This is a genomic window from Amycolatopsis sp. lyj-108 (genome assembly GCF_046549005.1).
Taxonomy (GTDB): Bacteria; Actinomycetota; Actinomycetes; order Mycobacteriales; family Pseudonocardiaceae; genus Amycolatopsis.
This window is the reverse complement of the sequence record NZ_JAJPWQ010000006.1, coordinates 265160-285632: the sequence shown is the minus strand read 5'-3', so window position 1 is coordinate 285632 and position 20473 is coordinate 265160. Positions and strand designations below refer to the sequence as shown.

Genomic DNA, 20473 nt, shown 5'->3' with positions numbered 1-20473 from the left:
GTCAGACGTTTCGGTTGTGCGGGACGAGATCGAGCGGGTCGTGGTCCGGGTCGTCGACGCCGAGGCTGATGATCCGCGAGGGGTGGAGCCGGATCACCGCGCCGTCGAGATGGCCGTCGGGGGTGTTGGCGCCGGTCAGCGCCTCGGCCCGGCCGCGGATCTCGAGGCAGCGGATCCTCGGCGGATCCTGCGACGGCATGTCGTCCACCACGAACGCGGCCTGCCCGTTGGCGGCCACGTTCCGGAACTTCTTGCTCTTCGCCAGTTCGTAGCCGGTGATGTCGATCGTGCCGGTCTCGGTGTTGTAGGTGTAACCGACCGGGCTGACCTGCAGCGTGCCGTCCGGCTGCGCCGTCGCGAGCCGTCCGAGTCCCTGGGTGGCGAGGTAGTCGAGTTCCGCTTCACTGAACATGGATCCAGTCTGCGATCTCCACTTAACTTGAGGTCAAGCGTGCGGTGCCGGTACTTTCGCGACAGCCGGAATCGCCGATCCGCTTCACCGTCAGCCGGCTTCGTAAGCCGAATGGGTCATCGCCCGGCAGTGTGGCGAAGTAACCTGACCGGGTGGCCGAAACCACCCAGTCGAGCACCGACGCCCCGGAGCACCCCGCGCGCCCTCTGCCGCCGTACGTCCCCAGGCTCGCGTTCGCGGGCGGGCTCGTGCTCACGGGCGTGGTGCTGATCATGACCGTCGGCGTGAACCGGCCGGGCGGGGAGGAACCGCCCCCGCCGGCGCAGCCCCAGCCCGCGCTCGCGGTCCCTGACCAGAAACCTCAGCCGGGGGTGGCGACGCCGCGCGCCGGGCTCGCCGCGCCGCCCGACCGGCCCACCGTTTCCGACGCGGCCGAACTCGAGACCTGGGCGAAACGGGTGGCGGCGAAGACCCGGCTGTCCGAAACCGAACTGTCCGCTTACGGCCGCGCCGAGATGTGGCTTCGGCGGCAGAAGCCGGGTTGTCACCTCTCGTGGGCGACCCTCGCGGGCATCTCCCATGTCGAGGCGGCGCAGGGCAGGCCCGGTCCGATCACGCTCCCGCCCGACGTGTGGGCCAAGCACGCCGCCCGGGCCAGGAGCGACGGCAAGCAGCCGGACCCGAAGGACCGCGACGACGCCGCCTTCGCCACCTCCCGCTACCTGTGCGCGGACGGCGACGACGTCGCCACCCCGGCCGGCTGGTGGAAGGCGATGCGGACGTTCAACCCGGCCGTGCCCTACGCCCAGGAGGTCTTCAGCGCGGCCGACGCCTACGCGGACGCCAGCGTCGCGCCCTGATCCTCGAGCACCAGGTCGAAGTTGAGCGCCGACGCCATCCGGTAGGCGTCGCCCGCCGCGACGACCAGCTGCGCCATCGGATCGACGACGTTCCCCGCCGCCCAGACACCGTCCACGTTCGTGCGGCCCTGCGCGTCCACCGCGATCGAGCCGCTTTCGGTGCGCGTGCAGCCGATCTGGGCGAGAAGCCGGTCGTGCGGGACGAACTTCGGGCCGACGAACACGACATCGCGTTCGACGAACTCGCCGTCGACGAGCCGGACCCCGGTCAGCCGGTCGTTCTCGACGGCCAGCTCGGACACCTTCCCGTCGACGATCCGGATGCCCAGCCCGGTCAGCTTCGCCCGGTCTTCGGCCGAGATCTGCTGTGTATGGGTGAAGAAGGTCAAGTCCTTGCTCCACTGCCAGACGATCAGCGCCTGGTGGACCGATTTCTCGGAGGTCGCGAGCACGCCGAAGCGCTGATCGCGCACTTCCCAACCGTGGCAGTACGGGCAGTGCAGCACGTCGGCGCCGAAACGCTCCGCGACGCCGGGGACGTCCGGCAGTTCGTCGGCCAGCCCGGTGGTCACCACGATGCGGCGACCGCTGACGACCCGGCCGCTCGCCAGTTCCACCGCCTTGTCGTGCCGCAACCGGTGGACGACGTCCTCGACGATCTCGACGCCGTAGCCGCGGACCTCGTCACGGCCTATCTCCAGCAGTTCTTTGGGTGGAATGCCGTCCCTGGTCAGGAAGCCGTGCGCGTGCGCGGCGGGCGCGTTGCGCGGGGTGCCGCCGTCGATCACGACGACCTTGCGCCGTGCCCTGCCCAGGACCAGCGCCGCGCTGAGGCCGGCGACGCCACCACCGATGATCACTACGTCGTAGTCGTTGTTCATGCTCCCGAGCATCCGTATTTCTTCGAAAGTTGGCAAAGTTCATTGCCGATTTGGCAAACTGGGGACATGGAGGACATCGAACGGCGGCTCGCCGAGGTCGGCCCGAAGCTCAAGCAGCTTCGCAAGGAACGCGGCACCACCCTTTCCGCGCTTTCGGAGGCGACGGGGATCTCCGCCAGTACGCTCTCGCGGCTCGAATCGGGCAGCCGGAAGGCCACGCTGGAGCTGCTGCTCACGCTGTCGGCGGCACATCAGGTCCCACTCGACGAACTGGTCGGCGAACCCGAACCGGCGGATCCCCGCGTCCGGATGAAAGCGCAGAAGTTCGGCAGGTTCACCGCCTGGTCGCTGACCGCGCAGCCTGGCCAGCCGCAGGCGTTCAAACTGCTGATCCCGGTCGAGGACATCGAACCGGTGCAGCGGACACACGAGGGCTACGAATGGATGTACGTCCTCAGTGGACGGTTGCGGGCGGTGCTCGGCGACCGTGACTTCACGATGGGGCCCGGCGAGGCCGCGGAGTTCGACACACGGGTGCCGCACTGGTTCGGGAGCGCGGGGCCGGGCCCGGTGGAGCTGCTGGTGCTGTTCGGCAAGCAGGGCGAGCGGGCTCACCTGCGGGCCAAGTCCAAATGAGAGCAAAGGTCCCTTGCTCCCTGCGGCGGCGAGCGGGTCAGTCGCGCAACGCGATCCGCGCGCTGACCTCGCTGATCGCTTCCAGGTACTCCGGGATCGGATGCATCGCCGACGCGATCCGCATCTGCGCGAGCGCCTCGGTCAACCGGCCGAGGCGCTGGAGGGTCCGCCCGAGCACGAACCGGGCGTAATGATCGGTGGGGTCCAGTTCCAGCACCCGGGTGAAGGCGCGTTCCGCCCGGCGCAACTGTGCGGAGTGGAAGTACGCGCGGCCTGCCAGCAACTGGACACTCGGTTTGTCGGTTTCCTCTTCGAGCAGGGGTTCGAGGGCTTTGAGGGCGTCGAGCGGCCTGCGGCTTTCGACCAGTGCCTCCGCCTGTCGGAAGGCACGGAACCGCGACTCGCCGGACGGGTCCTGACCGGGTTCTGGGGCGGGTTCGGCATCCATCATGGTCCGCTCCATGATACGCGGGGGCAGGGCCGTTCACGAGGCGCTGAAACGGTCATGGTGGACTGTCCTGCCATGAGCAGTGCCGAAGCGGATAGGCCCGAAACCGAGCCCGGTTACCTCGGTCTCGCGCCGTACCTTTACTACGCCGACGCGACCGAGGCGGTCGCATGGCTGGTCAGAGTGTTCGGGTTCACCGAGGAAGTGCGCTTCGCCGACGCCTCCGGAGAGGTGTTCCAGGCCACGCTGTGCGCCGGTCCGGCGAAGATCCAGCTGGCCGGGGTCGGCCCCGAGTACTGGCAGGCGAAGGGCGTCGACGGCCCGGTCGGGCAGCTGAACATCGTGTACGTCCCCGACGCCGACGCGCAGTACGAGCGCGTCCGCGCCGCGCTGGGCGACGACGCCGACATCGACGCGCCCCAGGATCAGCCCTACGGCGCCCGCGTGTTCACCGTCTCCGACATCGGCGGGAACAGCTGGACCTTCTGGCAGCAGTTCTCCGACACCGTCGAGCTTCCGTCCGGTTGGCGGGAAGTTCGCGCAGGTGAACCAACCGACTCGTAGGTCTGGTCGGGGCGCATTGTGGCGCGTGCCTCCAACGGGTGAACGGCGCCGACGGCTAGGCTGGGCGCGGTCACCGCAGGCACAACCCACATGAGGAGCATGGCGTGGCGCTCATCGAGCAGGTAGGCGCTCGCGAGATTCTGGACTCGCGAGGCAACCCGACGGTCGAAGTGGAGGTGGCTCTCGACGACGGCACGCTGGCGCGGGCCGCGGTCCCCTCGGGTGCGTCCACCGGCGAACACGAAGCCGTCGAGCTGCGTGACGGCGACACCGGCCGGTACAACGGCAAGGGTGTCGAGCGCGCGGTCGCGGCCGTCCTGGACGAGATCGGCCCGGACCTGGTCGGCACCGACGCCGTGGACCAGCGCATCGTCGACCAGAAGCTGGTCGACCTCGACGGCACGCCGGCGAAGTCCCGCCTCGGCGCGAACGCCATCCTCGGCGTTTCGCTCGCCGTCGCGAAGGCCGCCGCCGAGTCGGCCGAGCTGGAGCTGTTCCGCTACCTCGGCGGGCCGAACGCGCACGTGCTGCCGGTGCCGATGCTGAACATCCTCAACGGTGGCGCGCACGCCGACACCGATGTCGACATCCAGGAATTCATGATCGCGCCGATCGGCGCCGAGTCGTTCCGCGAGGCCCTGCGCTGGGGCACCGAGGTCTACCACTCGCTGAAGTCGGTCCTGAAGGGTCGCGGCCTGGCCACCGGCCTCGGCGACGAAGGCGGCTTCGCGCCCAGTCTGAAGAACAACCGCGAGGCGCTCGACCTGATCCTTCAGGCGATCGAGAAGGCCGGGTACGCCCCTGGCCGCGACGTCGCGCTCGCGCTCGATGTCGCCGCGACGGAGTTCTTCTCCGACGGCGCGTACACCTTCGAAGGCGCGAAGAAGAGCGCCGAGCAGATGTCCGCCTACTACGGCGAGCTCGTCCGCGACTACCCGCTCGTGTCCATCGAGGACCCGCTGAGCGAGGACGACTGGGACGGCTGGGTCCAGCTGACCACCGAGATCGGCGAGAAGGTCCAGCTGGTCGGCGACGACCTGTTCGTCACCAACCCGGACCGCCTCGAAGAAGGCATCACCCGCCGCGCCGCCAACGCGCTGCTGGTGAAGGTCAACCAGATCGGCACGCTGTCGGAGACCCTCGACGCGATCTCGCTGGCCACCTCGTACGGCTACAAGTCGATGATGAGCCACCGGTCCGGCGAGACCGAGGACACCTTCATCGCCGACCTGGCCGTCGCGACCGGTGTCGGCCAGATCAAGACCGGCGCCCCGGCGCGCGGCGAGCGGATCGCCAAGTACAACCAGCTGCTCCGCATCGAGGAGACCCTCGCCGACGCGGCCCGCTACGCCGGCGACCTCGCGTTCCCGCGGTTCAGCCCGGAGGGGTAATCAGCCATGGCGGACCGGGGGAGGGCGCGGACGACCCGTCGTAGCAGCGGGCGCGCGGGCGGCGGTGGCTCCAGCAGGGGCCGCCGTCCGGAGCGCGCCCGTCGCACGACGACGACGGAGGTCCGCGCCCGAACCCGGCTGCGCCGCAGCCTGGCGGCGAAACGGGCATCGGGTGCCGCGAAGGTGCTCGGAATGTCCACCACCCGCCGGGCCGCCGTGGTGGCGATCGTGGTGTGCGCGCTCGCGTTCACCATCGCCGTCCCGCTGCGCACGTACCTCAGCCAGAAGTCCGAGGTGAACGAGCAGCAGCAGTTGCAGTCCGAACTGCAGAGAAGCGTCACCCAGCTGGAAGGCCGCAAGGCCGAGCTGAGCGATCCCGCGCAGATCGAGGCGGAGGCGCGGAAGCGGTTCGGTTTCGTGAAGCCCGGCGAGACGCCGTACATCGTGCAGCTCCCCGAGGACAAGGCGCCCGCACCGGGACAGCCGCAAGGTCAGCAGCCGGTGCCCGCGGGCTCCTGGTACGAGAAGCTGTGGGATCAGGTCGCGGGCGGCTGAAGGGGACCTTCGCCGCATGAGATGCGGTGAAGGGAGCTTTCACCACGTCCTATGCGGGGAAAGCGTCCTTCAGCCGGGCGTTTAGCCTTATGGGCGTGAACAGCACGGAAAAGTCTTCCTTCGAGCCCGTGACCGACGCCGACCGCGAGATCATCGCGGAACAGCTCGGCCGGGCACCCCGTGCGCTGCGTGCCGTCGCCGCGCGCTGCCCGAGCGGCCACCCGTCGGTCGTGCAGACCAGCCCCCGCCTCGACGACGGCACCCCGTTCCCGACGCTCTATTACTTGACCTGCCCGAAGCTGACTTCGATGGTGGGCACGCTCGAGGCGTCCGGGCTGATGAAGGAGATGACCGACCGGCTCGCGGAGGACCCCGAGCTGGCGGCCGCCTACCAGCGGACCCACGAGAGCTACCTCGCCGAACGCGACGCCATCGACCCGCTCGGCCACGAGGTCAGCGCGGGCGGGATGCCCGGACGCGTCAAATGCCTGCACGTCCACCTGGCGCACACGCTCGCCGTCGGCCCCGGTGTGAATCCGTTCGGCGACGAAACCCTCGCGCTGCTCAAAGCCAACGGATGGCCGTCGGGCGACTGCCAGGGGTAACACCGACCCCTGGTGCACAGATAGTTCCTCCAGGTGGGTTAATTCACCCGATGTCGGCCAACTGGTCCTCCCCTATGGGGTGAAACCGGTCACCGTATGCGGCAGGCTGGGCACGGTCGGGGTTGACGGGGTTGGGCAAGTACCGGATCGCCGGATCGCGATCCGCCGGGAGGGTTCTGAGGTATGCGCGTGAGGCACGTGCCAGGCGCGGTGACCGGTGCGGTATCCATGGGCTCTCGCCTGAGACGCGTACCCCTAGCCGTCCGGAGACTCTGTCTCCGGCACCGCACGATCGCCGCGGTGACCGGAGGTGTCCTCGCCATCGTCCCGGCCTGTGCCGGGGTCATCGTCGCCGGCAGCTGGGCAGCGACGGCGAGCACGGTCCATTCCGACAACGTCGCCCTCGTCGGCGGCTATGACCCGAAGAACCCGCTCGTCCAGCAGATCGGTGTCGACGGCAGCCTGCCGAACGCCCCGACCCCGCTCCCGCTGCCCGCGGACGAACTCCCCAACGGACCGCTCGGCATCCCGGTCACCGCGCTCGCCGCGTACCGCAACGCCGCCGACATCCTCATCGCCGAACAGCCCACCTGTCACATCGACTGGGCTTTGATCGCGAGTGTCGGCCGCATCGAGTCCAACCACGCGCGCGGCGGCTACGTCGACGCGAAGGGCAACACCCTCGAACCGATCCTCGGCCCGCAGCTCAACGGTGCCGGACCGTTCGCGGCCATCCCGGACACCGACGGCGGCAAATTCGACGGTGACACGGTCTGGGACCGCGCTGTCGGCCCGACGCAGTTCATCCCGTCGACGTGGAAGGGCTACGCCTCCGACGGCAACGGAGACGGCGAGTCCAACCCGAACAACATCTTCGACGCGGCGCTGGGCACCGGGCGGTACCTGTGCTCCGGCGGGCTCGATCTGTCCAAACCGGACCAGTTGCGCGCGGCCGTCTTCCGCTACAACAACTCCGACACCTACGTGAACACCGTGTTGATCTGGGCCGAGGCCTACCGCACGGGTGTGCTGCCGACGCCGGACAGCAGGGTGCCCATCGGCGCCCCGAACGCCGGTGCCGCTCCGCCGCCCGCGTCGGTGCCGCCGCCTCCGGTGCCGTCGACGCCACCCGGTTCGGTGACGCCGCCGCCGTCGAGTTCGCTGCCGCCGACGAATTCGGGTTCTTCGCCGTCGAAATCGCCGTCAAGCTCGAAGCCACCGCAATGTCCGACGGTCACCGTGACGGAGACGGTACCGACCACGAGTACCAGCCCGACGACCACGACTCCGACTCCGCCGCAGACCTGTACTTCGCCGACGACGACCACAACGACCACGACAACGACGCCGACGGAAACCAGCGGTACCAAGTCCCCCTGATCGCATTGACTACTCTGGCGGCATGCCTCGTGTTGCCGCGATCGACTGTGGGACCAACTCCATCCGTCTGCTCGTCGCCGAGCTGACCCCCCGTCACGACGGGACGGTCGACCTGCGCGACCTGCACCGCGAGATGCGGATCGTCCGCCTCGGCCAGGGGGTGGACGCCACCGGCAGGCTGGCCCCCGAGGCGCTCGAGCGCACCCGCAAGGCGCTGGCCGACTACACGGTCGCCGCGCGCCGCAAGGGCGTCGAAAAGGTCCGCATGGTCGCGACGTCGGCGACTCGTGACGCGAGCAACCGCGACGAGTTCTTCGCGATGACGCGCGAGGTGCTCGGCACCGAGGCCGAAGTCATCAGCGGGGACGAAGAGGCGCGGCTGTCCTTCACCGGCGCCGTCGGCGAGCAGGATCCCGACGACGGCCCGTTCGTGGTGGTCGACGTGGGCGGCGGCTCGACCGAACTCGTGGTCGGGACCTGGGACGGCCGCCAGGCCGAGGTCATCGCGGCCAAGTCGGTCGACATCGGCTGTGTGCGGATCACCGAACGCGCGCTGAAGTCCGACCCGCCGACAGCGGCCGAGATCGCCGAAGCCCGCGAGCTGGCCGCCAAGGTCCTCACCGAGGCCTTCGACGTCGTGGACGTGTCCACCGCCAAGACCTGGATCGGTGTCGCCGGGACGGTCACGACCTTGACGGCCGTGGCGCAGGGCCTGTCGGAGTACGACTCCGAGCGCACCCACCTCTCGAAGCTCTCCCACGCGGACATCGACCGTGTCGCGCAGTCGCTTCTCACGGCCGACCACGCGACCCGCGCGGCGAACCCGGTGATCCACCCGGGCCGGGTCGACGTGATCGGCGGCGGTTCGGTGATCGTGCAGGTGCTGGCCGAGCAGTTCGCCACGCGCAGTGGTCCTGACGAATTGGTGATCTCCGAGCACGACATCCTCGACGGGATCGCGCTCTCGTTGGCCTGAGGGCCGGGTTTTCTCTTACGTGAAGCCATTTCTTTAGGTGATCAAGCGGTGACCTCCAGTCCGGATTAGACCATTCGGCGCAGCGCTGTTCCTACCAACGTTGTGCTCTGACCGGGTGGTCCGGAAGACCGTCACACATTTGCAACACCAACGCACTGTGATCGGCTTCACCTGTCCCATAGCGTCGTCTCACCTTCTGGGCGGTAGGGCGCGACCAGCGTCCGCCGACAATCCGACGACGAGAGTTGGAGGGGACATGCGGGCTTCACGCGGGTTCTGGGGAGCGACGGCGGTGGTGGCCACGGCGGCCCTGCTGCTGACGGCCTGTGGGGGTGGTGGGTCCGGTGAGAACAAGGGATCCAGTGCCGCTGATGCCAACGCGGCGGTTTCGGTCTACGGCACCGAGCCGGAGAACTCGCTGATTCCCGCCAACACCAACGAGCTCGGTGGGTCCAAGGCCCTCAAGCCGGTCTTCTCGGCGCTGGTCGGCTACAAATCCGACACCGCCGAGCCGTACAACCTGATGGCCGAATCGATCACCACGACCGATTCGAAGGTCTTCGACATCAAGATCAAAAAGGGCTGGAAGTTCCACGACGGGACCGAGGTCAAGGCCAAGAACTTCGTCGACGCCTGGAATTACAGCGCGAACGGCAAGAACGGCATGCAGAACGCGTCGTTCTTCGAGCAGATCCAGGGCTACGACGAGATCAGCGCCAAAGAGCCCGCCGTCAAGGAGATGTCCGGGCTCAAGGTCGTGAACGACTACGAGTTCCAGGCCACCCTCAAGGGCCCGTTCTCGGTGTTCGCCACCAAGATCGGCTACCTCGCCTTCGCGCCGTTGCCGGACAAGTTCTTCGCCGACCCGGAGGCGTTCGCGAAGGCCCCGATCGGCAACGGGCCGCTGAAGTTCGTTTCGCGCACGCCCAACCAGAACATGAAGCTCACGCGGTTCGACGAGTACCAGGGCGACGACAAGGTCAAGTTCAAGGACCTGGAAGTCCGCATCTACACCAGCCAGGAGACCGCGTACCAGGATCTGCTGAGCAACCGCCTCGACTTCATGGAGGCGCTCCCACCCGCTGCGAAGGCCGGTGGCAAGTACAAGACCGACCTCGGTGAGCGTCTGGTCGAAGGGAAGCTGCTCGGCGTCAGCGCGCTCGCGCTCCCGTACTACGTGCCCGGCTACAACAACCTCGACCTGCGCAAGGCGATCTCGCTGGCCATCGACCGCGAGCAGATCGTCAAGACCGTCATGAACGACACCTACGCGCCCGCCGACGGCTACGTGTCGCGCGGTATCGAGGGCTACCGGCCCGGTGTCTGCGGCGAGTTCTGCAAGTTCGATCCGGTGAAGGCCAAGGAGTTCTTCGCCAAATCCGGCTACACCGGCAAGCTGACCATCGCGTCGAACGCCGACGGTGGCCGTAAGGAACCGCTGGTCGCTGCGTGCAACAGCATCAAGAACGCGCTCGGCGTCGAATGCGACTTCGTGCCGGCGACCGACTTCGGGCAGTGGCGCAGCATCGTCAACAACCGCCAGCTGACCGGCATGGGCCGCTCCGACTGGTCCGCCGACTACCCGTCGATCGAGAACTACCTGAACCCGCGCTACAAGAGCACCGGTTCGTCGAACGACTCCACCTACAACAACCCGGCCGTCGACGCGCTGCTGACCCAGGCGGACCAGACCGCCGACAAGGCGGCCGCGATCAAGCTGTACCAGCAGGCCGAGGACCTGATCGCGAAGGATCTCCCGCAGATCCCCGTATGGGAAGAGAAGGGTGTCGGCGGCAAGTCGAACCGCCTCAAGACCGCGAAGCTCGACTTCGGTCGTCTCGCGGACTACGCGTCCATCGAGGTCGCGGCGAAGTAATCGCGTGGTCGTGCGGTCGTGAGCGGCGATTCGGGTTCTTACCCGAATCGCCACTCACGACCCGCCGGACCGACAGCTCCCACCACGCGATCCCCAGGACGGCACGCCCATGTCCCAGTACATCCTCCGACGCCTACTCCAACTCATCCCGGTCTTCTTCGGCACGACGTTCCTCATCTACGCCCTGGTGTGGGCGGTACCCGGCGACCCGTTCGCCGGCAAATGCGGTCAGGTCGCCTGCCCGCCCGCCTACATCGAGATGATGACCGCGAAGTTCAACCTCGACGATTCGATCTTCGTCCAGTACTTCAAATATCTCGGCAACCTGTTCACCGGCGACTGGGGCGAGACCTTCAACGGCGTCTCGGTCGGCGAACTGATCGGGAACGCCTATCCGGTGACCGTCCGGCTCGCCCTCATCGCGGTGGCCATCGAAGCGATCATCGGCCTGTCCGCCGGTATCCTGACCGGCCTGCGAGGCAAGGGTTTCCTCGACAACCTCGTGCTGATGTCCACCACGTTCCTGATCTCGATCCCGGTGTTCGTCACCGCGATCGTGCTCCAGATCGTCCTCGGTTCGGAATTGGGCATCATCGACGCGAGCGTCTCCGAGGACGCCACGATCGGCGAACTGATCGTGCCGGGAATCGCGCTCGGCAGCCTTTCCATGGCCTACATCGCCCGATTGACCAGAGCTAGCATCGCCGAAAACCGGCATGCCGACTACGTCCGCACGGCCATCGCGAAAGGACAGCCGCGCAGCCGCGTCGTCGGCGTGCACCTGCTCCGGAACTCGGTGATCCCGGTGCTGACCTTCATCGGCACCGACATCGGCGCGCTCATGGGCGGGGCCATCGTCACCGAAGGCGTGTTCAACATCAACGGCATCGGCGGGCTCATCTTCCGCGGTATCCAGAACCGGGAGGGCGCCACCGTCACCGGCGTCGTCGTCCTGCTGGTGATGGTGTACCTGCTGGTGAGTCTCACCGTCGACCTGCTCTACGCCGTTCTCGACCCGAGGATCCGTTATGACTGACCCCAATGTGGCGGGCGGCGTGTCCTCTGTGGACATCGCCGGCGCCGGAGTCGCCGACGATTCCGCGGTGGCGCACAAACCGCGCAGCCTCGGCGGCGACGCCTGGCGGATGCTGCGCAAACGGCCGTCGTTCATCATCTCCGCCGTCATCATCGTGCTCGTCGTGCTCATCGCGATCGCGCCCGACCTGTTCAGTTCCCGGCCCGCCGGCTTCAGCGATCTGCTCCACGCCAACGAAGGACCGTCGGCGGACGCCTGGTTCGGTTACGACAACCAGGGTTACGACGTCTACGCGCGGACCATCCACGGTGCGCGGGCGTCACTGCTGGTCGGCGTCTTCGCCACGGTGCTGACCATCCTGATCGGCTCGGTGGTCGGGATCGTCGCCGGGTACTACGGCCGCCTCGTCGACAGCCTGTTCTCGCGGGTGGGCGACATCTTCGCGGCACTGCCGTTCGTGCTCGGCGCGATCGTCATCCTGACCACCTTCAACACACCCGGCTCGAATCCCGGCGCGGTCACCATCATCGTGCAGGTGGTGGTCTCGATCGCCGCGCTGAGCTGGCCGGTGGCGATGCGCATCATGCGGTCGGCGACGCTGGTGGCCAAACAACTCGACTACGTCAAGGCCGCGCGGGGACTCGGCGCGAGCACGCCGCGCATCGTGTTCCGGCATCTGCTGCCGAACACGGTCGCGCCGGTGCTGGTCTACGGGACCATCGCGCTCGGCGCGTTCATCGGCGCGGAAGCGACGCTGGCGTACCTCGGTGTCGGCGTGCGACCGCCGGTCATCTCGTGGGGCGTGATGATCAGCGACGCGCGGGACTACTTCCGGGTGAACCCGCACATGCTGTTGTTCCCCGCCGGATTCGTCACCATCACCGTGCTCGCGTTCGTCATGCTCGGTGACGGGATCCGCGACGCGCTCGACCCGAAGGCCCGGTGAGCGGCTGTGACCGACGAATTGCTGCTAGAGGTGGAAGACCTTCACGTCGAGTTCCGCACGTCCGACGGTGTCGCGACCGTGCTCAACGGCGTCGACTACTCCGTGCACGCCGGAGAAACCCTTGCCGTGCTGGGAGAATCGGGTTCCGGCAAGAGCGTGACCGCGCAGACGGTGATGGGCATCCTCGACAGCCCGCCCGCCGTCGTCACCGGTGGCGCCGTCCGCTACCGCGGCGAGGACCTGCTCACGGCCACCGAAGAGCGGCGGCGTGAAGTCCGGGGCGGGGAGATCGCGATGATCTTCCAGGACGCGCTTTCGGCGCTGAACCCCGTCTTCACCGTGGGATTCCAGATCGAGGAACAGCTGCGGGTCCGGCTCGGTATGTCCAAAAAGGACGCACGCAAACGGGCGATCGAACTGCTCGACACCGTGCGCATCCCCGCCGCCGCCCGCCGGATCCGCGAGTACCCGCACCAGTTCTCGGGCGGGATGCGGCAACGCGCGATGATCGCCATGTCGCTCGCGCTCGATCCCGATCTGCTGATCGCGGACGAGCCGACGACCGCGCTCGACGTCACCGTGCAGGCCCAGATCATGGACCTGCTGGCGGAGATCCAGGCCGAGCGGCGGATGGGGCTGATCCTCATCACGCACGACCTCGCCGTGGTCGCCGAGGTCGCCGACCGGATCGCCGTGATGTACGCGGGCCGGATCGTCGAACAGGCCGACGTCGCCGAATTGTTCCGCTCGCCGGGGCATCCCTACACCGAGGCGCTGATGGCCTCGCTGCCGCGGCTCGACCTCAAAGGACAGACGCTGGAGACCATCAAGGGCCTGCCGCCGAGCCTGCTGAACGTGCCGCCCGGCTGCCCGTTCCATCCGCGGTGCCCGCGGGCGGAGAGCCGGTGCGAGACCGAACGGCCGGCTCTGCACAACCTCGGCTTCGGCCGGGTCAGCGCCTGTCACTTCGCCGACGAGGTGGTGAGCGGCCGTGTCTGAACCCATTCTGCGGGTCGAGAACCTGGTGAAGTACTTCCCGGTGCGAGCCGGGATCCTCTTCAAACGCACCATCGGGCAGGTGAAGGCCGTCGACGGGGTCTCCTTCGATCTCATGCCAGGGGAAACACTGGGCGTCGTCGGCGAATCCGGTTGCGGCAAGTCCACGCTGGCCCAGGTGCTGATGCGGCTGGAGGAACCCACGGGCGGCCTCGCGACCTTCGAGGGCCGCGACATCTTCGCGTTGCGGGGAGCCGAACTCCGGAAGTTGCGGCGTGAGATCCAGATCGTGCTGCAGGATCCGTACACGTCGTTGAATCCGAGGATGACGGTCGGCGACATCATCGGTGAACCCTTCGAGATCCACACCGAGGTGGCCCCGAAGGGCTCGCGGGCGGCGAAGGTGCGGGAGTTGCTCGACGTCGTCGGGCTGAACCCCGAGCACATCAACCGGTATCCGCACCAGTTCTCCGGTGGCCAGCGCCAGCGCATCGGGATCGCGCGGGCGCTGGCGTTGCGGCCGAAAGTGATCATCTGCGACGAGCCGGTTTCCGCGCTGGATGTTTCGATCCAGGCGCAGGTGATGAACCTGCTCGGTGAACTGCAGAAGGAATTCGGCCTTTCCTATGTGTTCATCGCACACGACCTGTCCGTTGTCCGTCACCTTTCCACGCGGGTCGCGGTGATGTATCTCGGCAAGATCGTGGAAATGGGGACCGAAGAGGAGATCTACGAGCATCCGTCGCATCCCTACACGCAGGCGTTGCTGTCCGCGGTGCCGGTCGCGGATCCGGCGTTGCGCGGGCAGCGACAGGTGATCCGCCTGGAAGGCGACGTGCCGAGCCCGCTGGATCCGCCGTCTGGCTGCCGGTTCCGCACGCGGTGCTGGAAGGCGCAGGACATTTGCGCTGATCAGGTACCCGAATTGATCACGCGGTCCGGCGGGCATTTGTCGGCCTGCCATTTCGCGGAGGAGAAAACGGTCGTCCCCTGACTTTCGTAGGGACTTCGTTGATAAGAAGAGATCACTCACGTAGCTTGCACGAATAGTTTCTTCAGGAGGCAGGAAGTGAAAAAGCCCAGATCTCTCGTCATCGCGCTGGCGGTACCGCTGTTCGGTGCAATCGTCGCCGCGCCGATGGCGTCCGCGCAACCACAGCTTTCCGGCGCCGCCACCGAATTCTCCGTTCTGGCCCGTGAAGGTCAAAGTGTGGCTTCGGTGGAGAAGGCGATCCGTGCCGCCGGGGGCACCGTCGTGGCGAGCAACGCCGCGGTCGGCCTGATCACCGCGACCGCGCCCGCCAACGGTTTCGCCGAACGCGTCTCCGCGGACCGCTCGGTCTTCGGTGCGGCCAAAGCGAAGCCGATCGGCACCGCGCCGAAGAACGGCAAGGCGAAGGTCAAGCCGAGCGTCGTCGAGAAGGAGGGCCGCGGCGCCGCGGCCCCGTCCGCCAAGAAGCCGGCGCAAGCGCAGGCCGTCGGCATGGACCCGCTCGACGATCAGCTTTGGGGACTCAAGTCGGTCCGGTCGGATCTTTCGCGGACCAAGCAGCCAGGTGACAAGCGCGTCAAGGTCGGCGTCATCGACACCGGTGTCGACGGGAACCACCCGGACATCGCGCCGAACTTCGACCGCGCGGCGTCGCGGAACTTCACGAAGGACATCGTCGCCGACGTCAACGGCGCCGTGGTCGACGGACCGTGTGAATACCGCAGCTGTGTCGACCCGGCCGACCACGACGACAACGGGCACGGCACGCACGTCGCCGGCACCATCGGCGCCGCCGCGAACGGCTTCGGTGTCTCGGGTGTCGCGCCGAACGTGACGCTGGTGAACATCCGCGCCGGGCAGGACTCGGGCTTCTTCTTCCTGCAGTCGACCGTGGACGCGATCACCTACGCGGGCGACGCCGGTGTGGACGTCGTCAACATGAGCTTCTTCACGGACCCGTGGTTGTACAACTGCGCCGCGAACCCCGCGGACACGCCCGCGCAGCAGGCGGAGCAGCGCACCATCATCGAGGCGACGACCCGTGCGCTGAACTACGCGCACCGCAAGGGCGTCACCCAGGTCGTCTCGCTGGGCAACCAGCACAGTGACCTCGCCGCCCCGCAGCCGGACGCTTCAAGCCCCGGCTACCCGTCGAACAGCACGCACCCGCGGCAGATCGACAACGCGAGCTGCCTCTCGCTGCCCATCGAAGGCCCGCACACGATCGGTGTCTCGTCCTTCGGTCCTTCGCAGGCGAAGGCGGACTACTCGAACTACGGCGTCGAGCAGATCTCGGTCTCCGCACCCGGCGGCTACTTCCGTGACGGCTTCGGCACCCCGTGGTTCCGCACGCTCGAGAACCAGATCCTCTCGACGTACCCGCGCAACGTCGGCGTCGCGGAAGGCACCATCGACGCGGCCGGGAACATCACCCCCGACGGTGTCACCGCCGGCATCAAGAAGGCGACCGCCGCCGACGGCAGCGTCGGCTACTACCAGTGGCTGCAGGGCACGTCGATGGCGTCCCCGCACGCCGCGGGTGTCGCGGCGCTCATCGTTTCGCAGTACGGCAAGGGCTCGCGCGACTTCGGCATGAACCCGGACGCCGTGCAGCGGGTGCTCGAGGGCACGGCTTCGGACGTCGCCTGCCCGGTGCCGCGCACCGTCGACTACCTGGACGAAGGCCGGGACGCGTCGTTCACCGCGACCTGCACCGGTGACGCTTCGTTCAACGGCTTCTACGGTCACGGAGCCGTGGACGCTTGGTCGGCCGTTACGCGGGGTTCGCAGTACGTGCGGGGCTGATCTCCTCGGTTCTTTAGTGCTATGAAAGGTCCTTTCCTTGCAAAATTTGCAAGGAAAGGACCTTTCATAGCGTCGCGGGGCGGTCTGTCAGGCGGCTCGATCGGTGCGGACCACGGTGATGGCCGGTCTCGGACGCTGTGTTGCTGCGTCGGCCGCACCACGGAGTTCGGCGATGACCTTGTCCGGTTCGTCGCGAATCCGGGACGGTAAGGTCTGCACGACGACGATCCCAGCGGCCGCGTACCGATTGTTGCGGTGAAGGGTTTTCCGATACGCATCCCTGCCGAAATGGTAGGCATACGAATCGATTTCCCATGCCATGGCGAGCTCATCACACCATGAGTCGGGCTTGCCGATGTAGTTGCCGAAGGCGTCGTAGATCTTGACGTTCCGCTCGGCAGGCGGCAGACCCGCCTTCTTCCAGATCGCCAGCGCCTCTGCTTCGGGGACCGACTTGATGTCGGCCGCGAGTTCTCTGAGTACGGCACGAGGAAGCGCCGTTCCTCGTCTGCTGCAGGACTCGAGTTCGGCACTCAGCTCGTCCACGGTACAAAGGCCCGCCTCGACGGCTTCGATGAGCAAGGCACGAACCGGCTCGAGTTCGCGGATGCGCCTAACGCCATCCAGGACCGCTCGCGCCGGCGCTGCCAGCGGTACCCCTTCGAGCACGCGACGTTCCGGCATGGCGATCGTTCTTTCGATGATCGCGAACTTGACGCTTCGTACTTTGCGCTCTTGGGGAATGAGCAAATGGACTGTCCCATGAGGGCCGGACTGTCGTAGGCCGTATCGTCGCGCGGCCTCGAAGCCGGTGACGATCCCCTGGGAGCCGGTGAGCATCAATGCGGCTTCGACTCGTTGCCGCGCGGTCGGTTGTTCCTTCGAAAGTAGGACGATGCCCGGCAGCAGGTGGGTCCACCTCCCGCCAGGCTGGCATCTTCGGTAGGACGTGCTTTGTGTGACTCCTAGTTTCTCCAGGGTCGCCACGCGGATGACGCCGTGCCGACTGTGTTGACGTAGGTATGAGTCCGTGAACGGAGCTCTTGATAGGTACATGCCGACATGGTGATCGGCAGGTCCGACAGGATCTGATCCCGGAGCGCCATGAAAGGTCCTTTCCTTGCAAAATTTGCAAGGAAAGGACCTTTCATGGCACCTGCAGGCAGGAGCGCGGCCGAGGGGGCTACTTGCCCGAGGCGGTCTTGATGAACTTCGCCAGGTCCTTCGCCTGCCGCACCCGCGACTCCTCGTGCACGTACATCATGTGCCCGGCCGGGTAGTACGCCGTGTCGATGTTCTCCCGCAGCTGCTCCGGGATCTGAAGGCGCGCCAGCACGTGCTCCGAAGCGAAGTAAGGCGTAGCGCCATCGTAGTGACCGAAGGCGACATGCACCCGCAGGTGCGGGTTCGCCCGCATCGCCGAAGCGAGCGAGTCCACAGAGGACACAGAGCGGCCCTCGAAGTCGGAGTACGACCAGGCCTTGAAAACGTCCGTCGACAGGACCTCGTACGGCAGGTCGTTCTCGTAGCCGAGTTCGGCGCGCACGTAGTGGTTGAGCCCGCCCGTGTAGGCGCCGATGATCCGCGAGATCGACGGGTCGTCGCTCATGTGCTCGCGGCCGCCGTCGGGTTCCCAGGTGGTGAACCGACCGTCCATCCTGCCGACGACGAGGCCCTTGTCCCGCAACAGCTCGGTGAAGTACCGGACGTGCTCGATCCGCAGGTTGACCCGGTCCACATAGGACTCGCTGAGCCCGGTCAGTGAAGCGAGCGTCGCCACGACCTCCGCACGGTCCTGTGTGGACAGACGGGCGCCGCGTGCGAGGGCCCAGGGGAGTTCCTTGGCCGCGAAGTCCTCGGCGTCGGCGAGGACGTCGTCGAGCGGGCGGTCGCCGTGGAGGCCGTGGTAGTGCGCGATCGCCGCGTACGTCGGCACGTAGAGCGAGTACGGCAGGTCGTTGCCCTCGGTGAACCGCAGGGTGCCCAGATCCAGCACGGACGAGATCAGCAGGAGCCCGTTGAGGTACATCCCGTGGCGTTCCTGCAGATGAGCCGCCAGCCCGGCCGCGCGCAGCGTGCCGTACGACTCGCCCGCCAGGAACTTCGGCGACAGCCAGCGCTGTTTACGCGAGACCCACAGCCGGATGACCTCGCCGATGGACTCGATGTCGGCGGTGTAGCCATGGTATTCCTTGGCCACCTCGCCGTCCACGGCCCGCGAGTAGCCGGTCGACACCGGGTCGATGAACACCAGGTCGCTGTGCGCCAGCAGGGTTTCCTGGTTGTCGGTCAACCCGTAGGGCGGCGTGACCGGGTCGTCGACGTCGCCAGAGAGTACGCGGCGCGGGCCGAGCAGGCCCATGTGCAGCCAGACGCTCGCCGAGCCTGGCCCGCCGTTGAACGCGAACGTGACAGGGCGCGAGCCGGGCTCCGCGTCGTCGAGCGTGTAGGAGGTCACGAACACTTCGGCCTTGGCCTTGTAGCCCTCGGACTTGCCGTCGGTGATGACCTCCTTCCGCAGCACGATCCGCCCGGTCTGGGCCGTGTAGGCGAGCTTCTTGCGCTTGAGCGTCAGCGTGTGCTTCGTGGTGACCAGGTCGTCGGTCGGCTCGACCTTGGTTTCCACCGACGGGGCGTCCTTCTCGTCGGCGGCGTTCGAATCGGGATTGGTGTCGGGCATACCCCCAACTTACTGGCAGTCTGTAGGAGTGGACATCGTCACGGCGCATGATCGCCCGAGCACCGCTGAACAGGCGATCGAGATCCAGGAAACCCTGCGTGGCCTGGTCGATCCCGAGGATCGTTGTCCACAAGAGATCGTCACGGTCACCGGACTCGACGTCGCCTACGACGAGGGCGGCGACCTCATCGCCGCCGCCGCGGTCACCCTCGAAACGCCCGGGTTCCGCGTCGTGGAAAAGCGCACCGTCGTTTCGCGGGTCTCGTTCCCGTACGAACCCGGGCTTTTCGCCTTCCGCGAGCTGCCGCCGCTGCTCGACGCCCTCCGCGCGCTCGACCACGTCCCGGACCTCCTGGTCTGCGACGGGCACGGCCTGGCACATCCGCGCCGGTTCGGGCTCGCGTGCCATGTCGGTGTCGTGACCGGCTTGCCGTCCATCGGGGTCGGCAAGACCCGGTTCGTCGGCGAACACGGCGAACCCGGCGCGGAACGCGGCTCGCGGGCACCCTTGTTGGACGACGGAGAGGTCGTCGGCGCGGTCCTGCGCACCCAGGACGGCGTGAAACCCGTTTATGTCTCCGTCGGCCACAAGATCTCGCTGGACAACGCGTGCCGCCAGGTGCTGCGGTTGTGCCCCTCGTTCCGTCAGCCCGAGACGACCCGGCACGCCGACCGTCTCGCCCGCGACGCGTTGAAGGGGGCGTTATGAGGTTCCACTCCCTCGCCGAACTCGACGCCGAGGTCATCGGCTGCCGCGCCTGCCCGCGGCTGGTCGCGTGGCGCGAGGAGATCGCCGTGGTCAAACGCGCGGCTTTCGCCGGTGAGACCTATTGGGCCCGGCCGGTGCCCGGCTTCGGCCCGCCGGACGCGTCGCTGGCGATCGTCGGCCTCGCTCCTTCGGCACACGGTGCGAACCGGACCGGCCGCCTGTTCACGGGTGACCCGTCCGGTGACGTTCTCTTCAAGGCGCTTCACCGGGTCGGGGTCGCGTCGCAGCCGACGTCGACCCATATAGGTGACGGCCTCGAGCTGCGAGGGACCCGGATGGTGTCCCCGGTGAGATGCGCGCCACCCGCAAACAAGCCCACACCTGAGGAACGGGAAACCTGCCGATCGTGGCTCGCGGCGGAGCTCGCGTTGCTGAAACCGACGCTGAAAGCCGTCGTGGTGCTCGGCGCGTTCGGCTGGCAGGCGCTGCTTCCGGTGCTCGCGGAGGCGGGCTGGCCGGTGCCCGCGCCACGCCCGAAGTTCGGCCACGGAGTCGAAGTGGACCTCGGCGACCTGCGCCTTTTCGGCTGTTATCACGTGTCGCAGCGCAATGTCCAGACCGGCCGTCTGACCCTTGACATGGTGTGCGACGTCCTGGCCTCCGCGACCTCGGTGGCCGGCCTGAACTGAATCGGTGCGGAAGCCGTGGCGACGCTGGTCACAGCC

The 20473-nt window shown here is 67.4% G+C and carries 21 protein-coding genes; 16 read left to right on the top strand and 5 right to left on the bottom strand.

Annotation, left to right across the window (positions count from 1 at the left end; genetic code table 11):
* Window position 1: 1 nt before the first annotated feature.
* Entirely contained in the window at window positions 2-412 is a 411-nt protein-coding gene (locus tag ACLJO0_RS23375; RefSeq protein ID WP_410580523.1) for a PPOX class F420-dependent oxidoreductase, read from the bottom strand.
* Window positions 413-564: 152 nt separating this feature from the next.
* On the opposite strand from ACLJO0_RS23375, the gene ACLJO0_RS23370 reads away from it, so the two are divergent.
* Entirely contained in the window at window positions 565-1272 is a 708-nt protein-coding gene (locus tag ACLJO0_RS23370) for a murein transglycosylase (protein ID WP_410580522.1), read from the top strand.
* On the opposite strand, the gene ACLJO0_RS23365 is transcribed toward ACLJO0_RS23370, so the two are convergent.
* Window positions 1245-2165 (bottom strand): NAD(P)/FAD-dependent oxidoreductase, encoded by a 921-nt coding sequence (locus ACLJO0_RS23365; RefSeq protein ID WP_410580521.1) that lies wholly within the window; start codon window positions 2163-2165, stop codon window positions 1245-1247. The two genes, ACLJO0_RS23370 and ACLJO0_RS23365, sit on opposite strands and share 28 nt — an antisense overlap.
* Window positions 2166-2219: 54 nt before the next feature.
* Here ACLJO0_RS23365 and ACLJO0_RS23360 point away from each other — a divergent pair, with 54 nt between their 5' ends.
* A complete protein-coding gene (locus ACLJO0_RS23360) occupies window positions 2220-2789 on the top strand; it encodes a helix-turn-helix domain-containing protein (RefSeq protein ID WP_410580520.1) in 570 nt (189 codons plus the stop codon).
* A 37-nt stretch (window positions 2790-2826) separates the two neighbouring features.
* Here the strand turns inward: ACLJO0_RS23360 and ACLJO0_RS23355 are convergent, their stop codons facing one another.
* Window positions 2827-3240: a tetratricopeptide repeat protein gene (locus tag ACLJO0_RS23355; RefSeq protein WP_125782553.1), complete on the bottom strand. Its 414-nt coding sequence runs from the start codon at window positions 3238-3240 to the stop codon at window positions 2827-2829.
* 72 nt (window positions 3241-3312) lie between these two features.
* Here ACLJO0_RS23355 and ACLJO0_RS23350 point away from each other — a divergent pair, with 72 nt between their 5' ends.
* From ACLJO0_RS23350 to ACLJO0_RS23295, 12 genes are all read left to right on the top strand, one after another.
* Complete coding sequence (locus tag ACLJO0_RS23350; RefSeq protein WP_125791800.1) at window positions 3313-3801, top strand: VOC family protein; 489 nt, start codon at window positions 3313-3315, stop codon at window positions 3799-3801.
* Window positions 3802-3905: 104 nt separating this feature from the next.
* Entirely contained in the window at window positions 3906-5192 is a 1287-nt protein-coding gene (gene eno, locus ACLJO0_RS23345; RefSeq protein ID WP_016337276.1) for a phosphopyruvate hydratase, read from the top strand.
* A 192-nt stretch (window positions 5193-5384) separates the two neighbouring features.
* On the top strand, window positions 5385-5747 hold the full coding sequence (locus tag ACLJO0_RS23340; RefSeq protein WP_125792864.1) for an FtsB family cell division protein: 363 nt from the start codon (window positions 5385-5387) through the stop codon (window positions 5745-5747).
* A gap of 89 nt (window positions 5748-5836) precedes the next feature.
* A complete protein-coding gene (locus tag ACLJO0_RS23335; RefSeq protein WP_410580519.1) occupies window positions 5837-6352 on the top strand; it encodes a DUF501 domain-containing protein in 516 nt (171 codons plus the stop codon).
* Window positions 6353-6535: 183 nt separating this feature from the next.
* Entirely contained in the window at window positions 6536-7732 is a 1197-nt protein-coding gene (locus ACLJO0_RS23330; protein ID WP_410580518.1) for a lytic transglycosylase domain-containing protein, read from the top strand.
* A gap of 22 nt (window positions 7733-7754) precedes the next feature.
* Window positions 7755-8708 carry an exopolyphosphatase gene (locus tag ACLJO0_RS23325; protein WP_410580517.1) on the top strand — a complete coding sequence of 318 codons (954 nt, stop codon included), beginning with the start codon at window positions 7755-7757 and terminating at the stop codon, window positions 8706-8708.
* Between the two features lie 256 nt (window positions 8709-8964).
* Entirely contained in the window at window positions 8965-10584 is a 1620-nt protein-coding gene (locus ACLJO0_RS23320) for an ABC transporter substrate-binding protein (RefSeq protein ID WP_410580516.1), read from the top strand.
* A gap of 109 nt (window positions 10585-10693) precedes the next feature.
* A complete protein-coding gene (locus ACLJO0_RS23315; RefSeq protein WP_125791805.1) occupies window positions 10694-11620 on the top strand; it encodes an ABC transporter permease in 927 nt (308 codons plus the stop codon).
* A complete protein-coding gene (locus tag ACLJO0_RS23310; protein ID WP_410580515.1) occupies window positions 11613-12566 on the top strand; it encodes an ABC transporter permease in 954 nt (317 codons plus the stop codon). Before ACLJO0_RS23315 ends, ACLJO0_RS23310 begins: the two co-directional genes overlap by 8 nt.
* A gap of 6 nt (window positions 12567-12572) precedes the next feature.
* On the top strand, window positions 12573-13565 hold the full coding sequence (locus ACLJO0_RS23305; protein WP_125791807.1) for an ABC transporter ATP-binding protein: 993 nt from the start codon (window positions 12573-12575) through the stop codon (window positions 13563-13565).
* The gene (locus tag ACLJO0_RS23300; protein ID WP_125782568.1) at window positions 13558-14556 is read left to right on the top strand and encodes an ABC transporter ATP-binding protein; all 999 of its coding nucleotides are present in this window, start codon (window positions 13558-13560) and stop codon (window positions 14554-14556) included. Before ACLJO0_RS23305 ends, ACLJO0_RS23300 begins: the two co-directional genes overlap by 8 nt.
* 144 nt (window positions 14557-14700) lie before the next feature.
* Window positions 14701-16359, top strand: coding sequence for a S8 family serine peptidase (locus ACLJO0_RS23295; protein WP_410580719.1), 1659 nt, complete (start codon window positions 14701-14703; stop codon window positions 16357-16359).
* Window positions 16360-16446: 87 nt separating this feature from the next.
* Here the strand turns inward: ACLJO0_RS23295 and ACLJO0_RS23290 are convergent, their stop codons facing one another.
* Complete coding sequence (locus ACLJO0_RS23290) at window positions 16447-17199, bottom strand: hypothetical protein (protein WP_410580514.1); 753 nt, start codon at window positions 17197-17199, stop codon at window positions 16447-16449.
* A 343-nt stretch (window positions 17200-17542) separates the two neighbouring features.
* A complete protein-coding gene (locus tag ACLJO0_RS23285) occupies window positions 17543-19039 on the bottom strand; it encodes a S10 family peptidase (protein WP_410580513.1) in 1497 nt (498 codons plus the stop codon).
* A 28-nt stretch (window positions 19040-19067) separates the two neighbouring features.
* Between ACLJO0_RS23285 and nfi the strand changes: the two genes are divergently transcribed.
* Both nfi and ACLJO0_RS23275 read left to right on the top strand, forming a co-directional pair.
* The gene (gene nfi, locus ACLJO0_RS23280) at window positions 19068-19748 is read left to right on the top strand and encodes a deoxyribonuclease V (RefSeq protein WP_410580512.1); all 681 of its coding nucleotides are present in this window, start codon (window positions 19068-19070) and stop codon (window positions 19746-19748) included.
* On the top strand, window positions 19745-20437 hold the full coding sequence (locus ACLJO0_RS23275) for a uracil-DNA glycosylase (protein WP_410580511.1): 693 nt from the start codon (window positions 19745-19747) through the stop codon (window positions 20435-20437). Before nfi ends, ACLJO0_RS23275 begins: the two co-directional genes overlap by 4 nt.
* The last annotated feature ends 36 nt before the right edge of the window (window positions 20438-20473 follow it).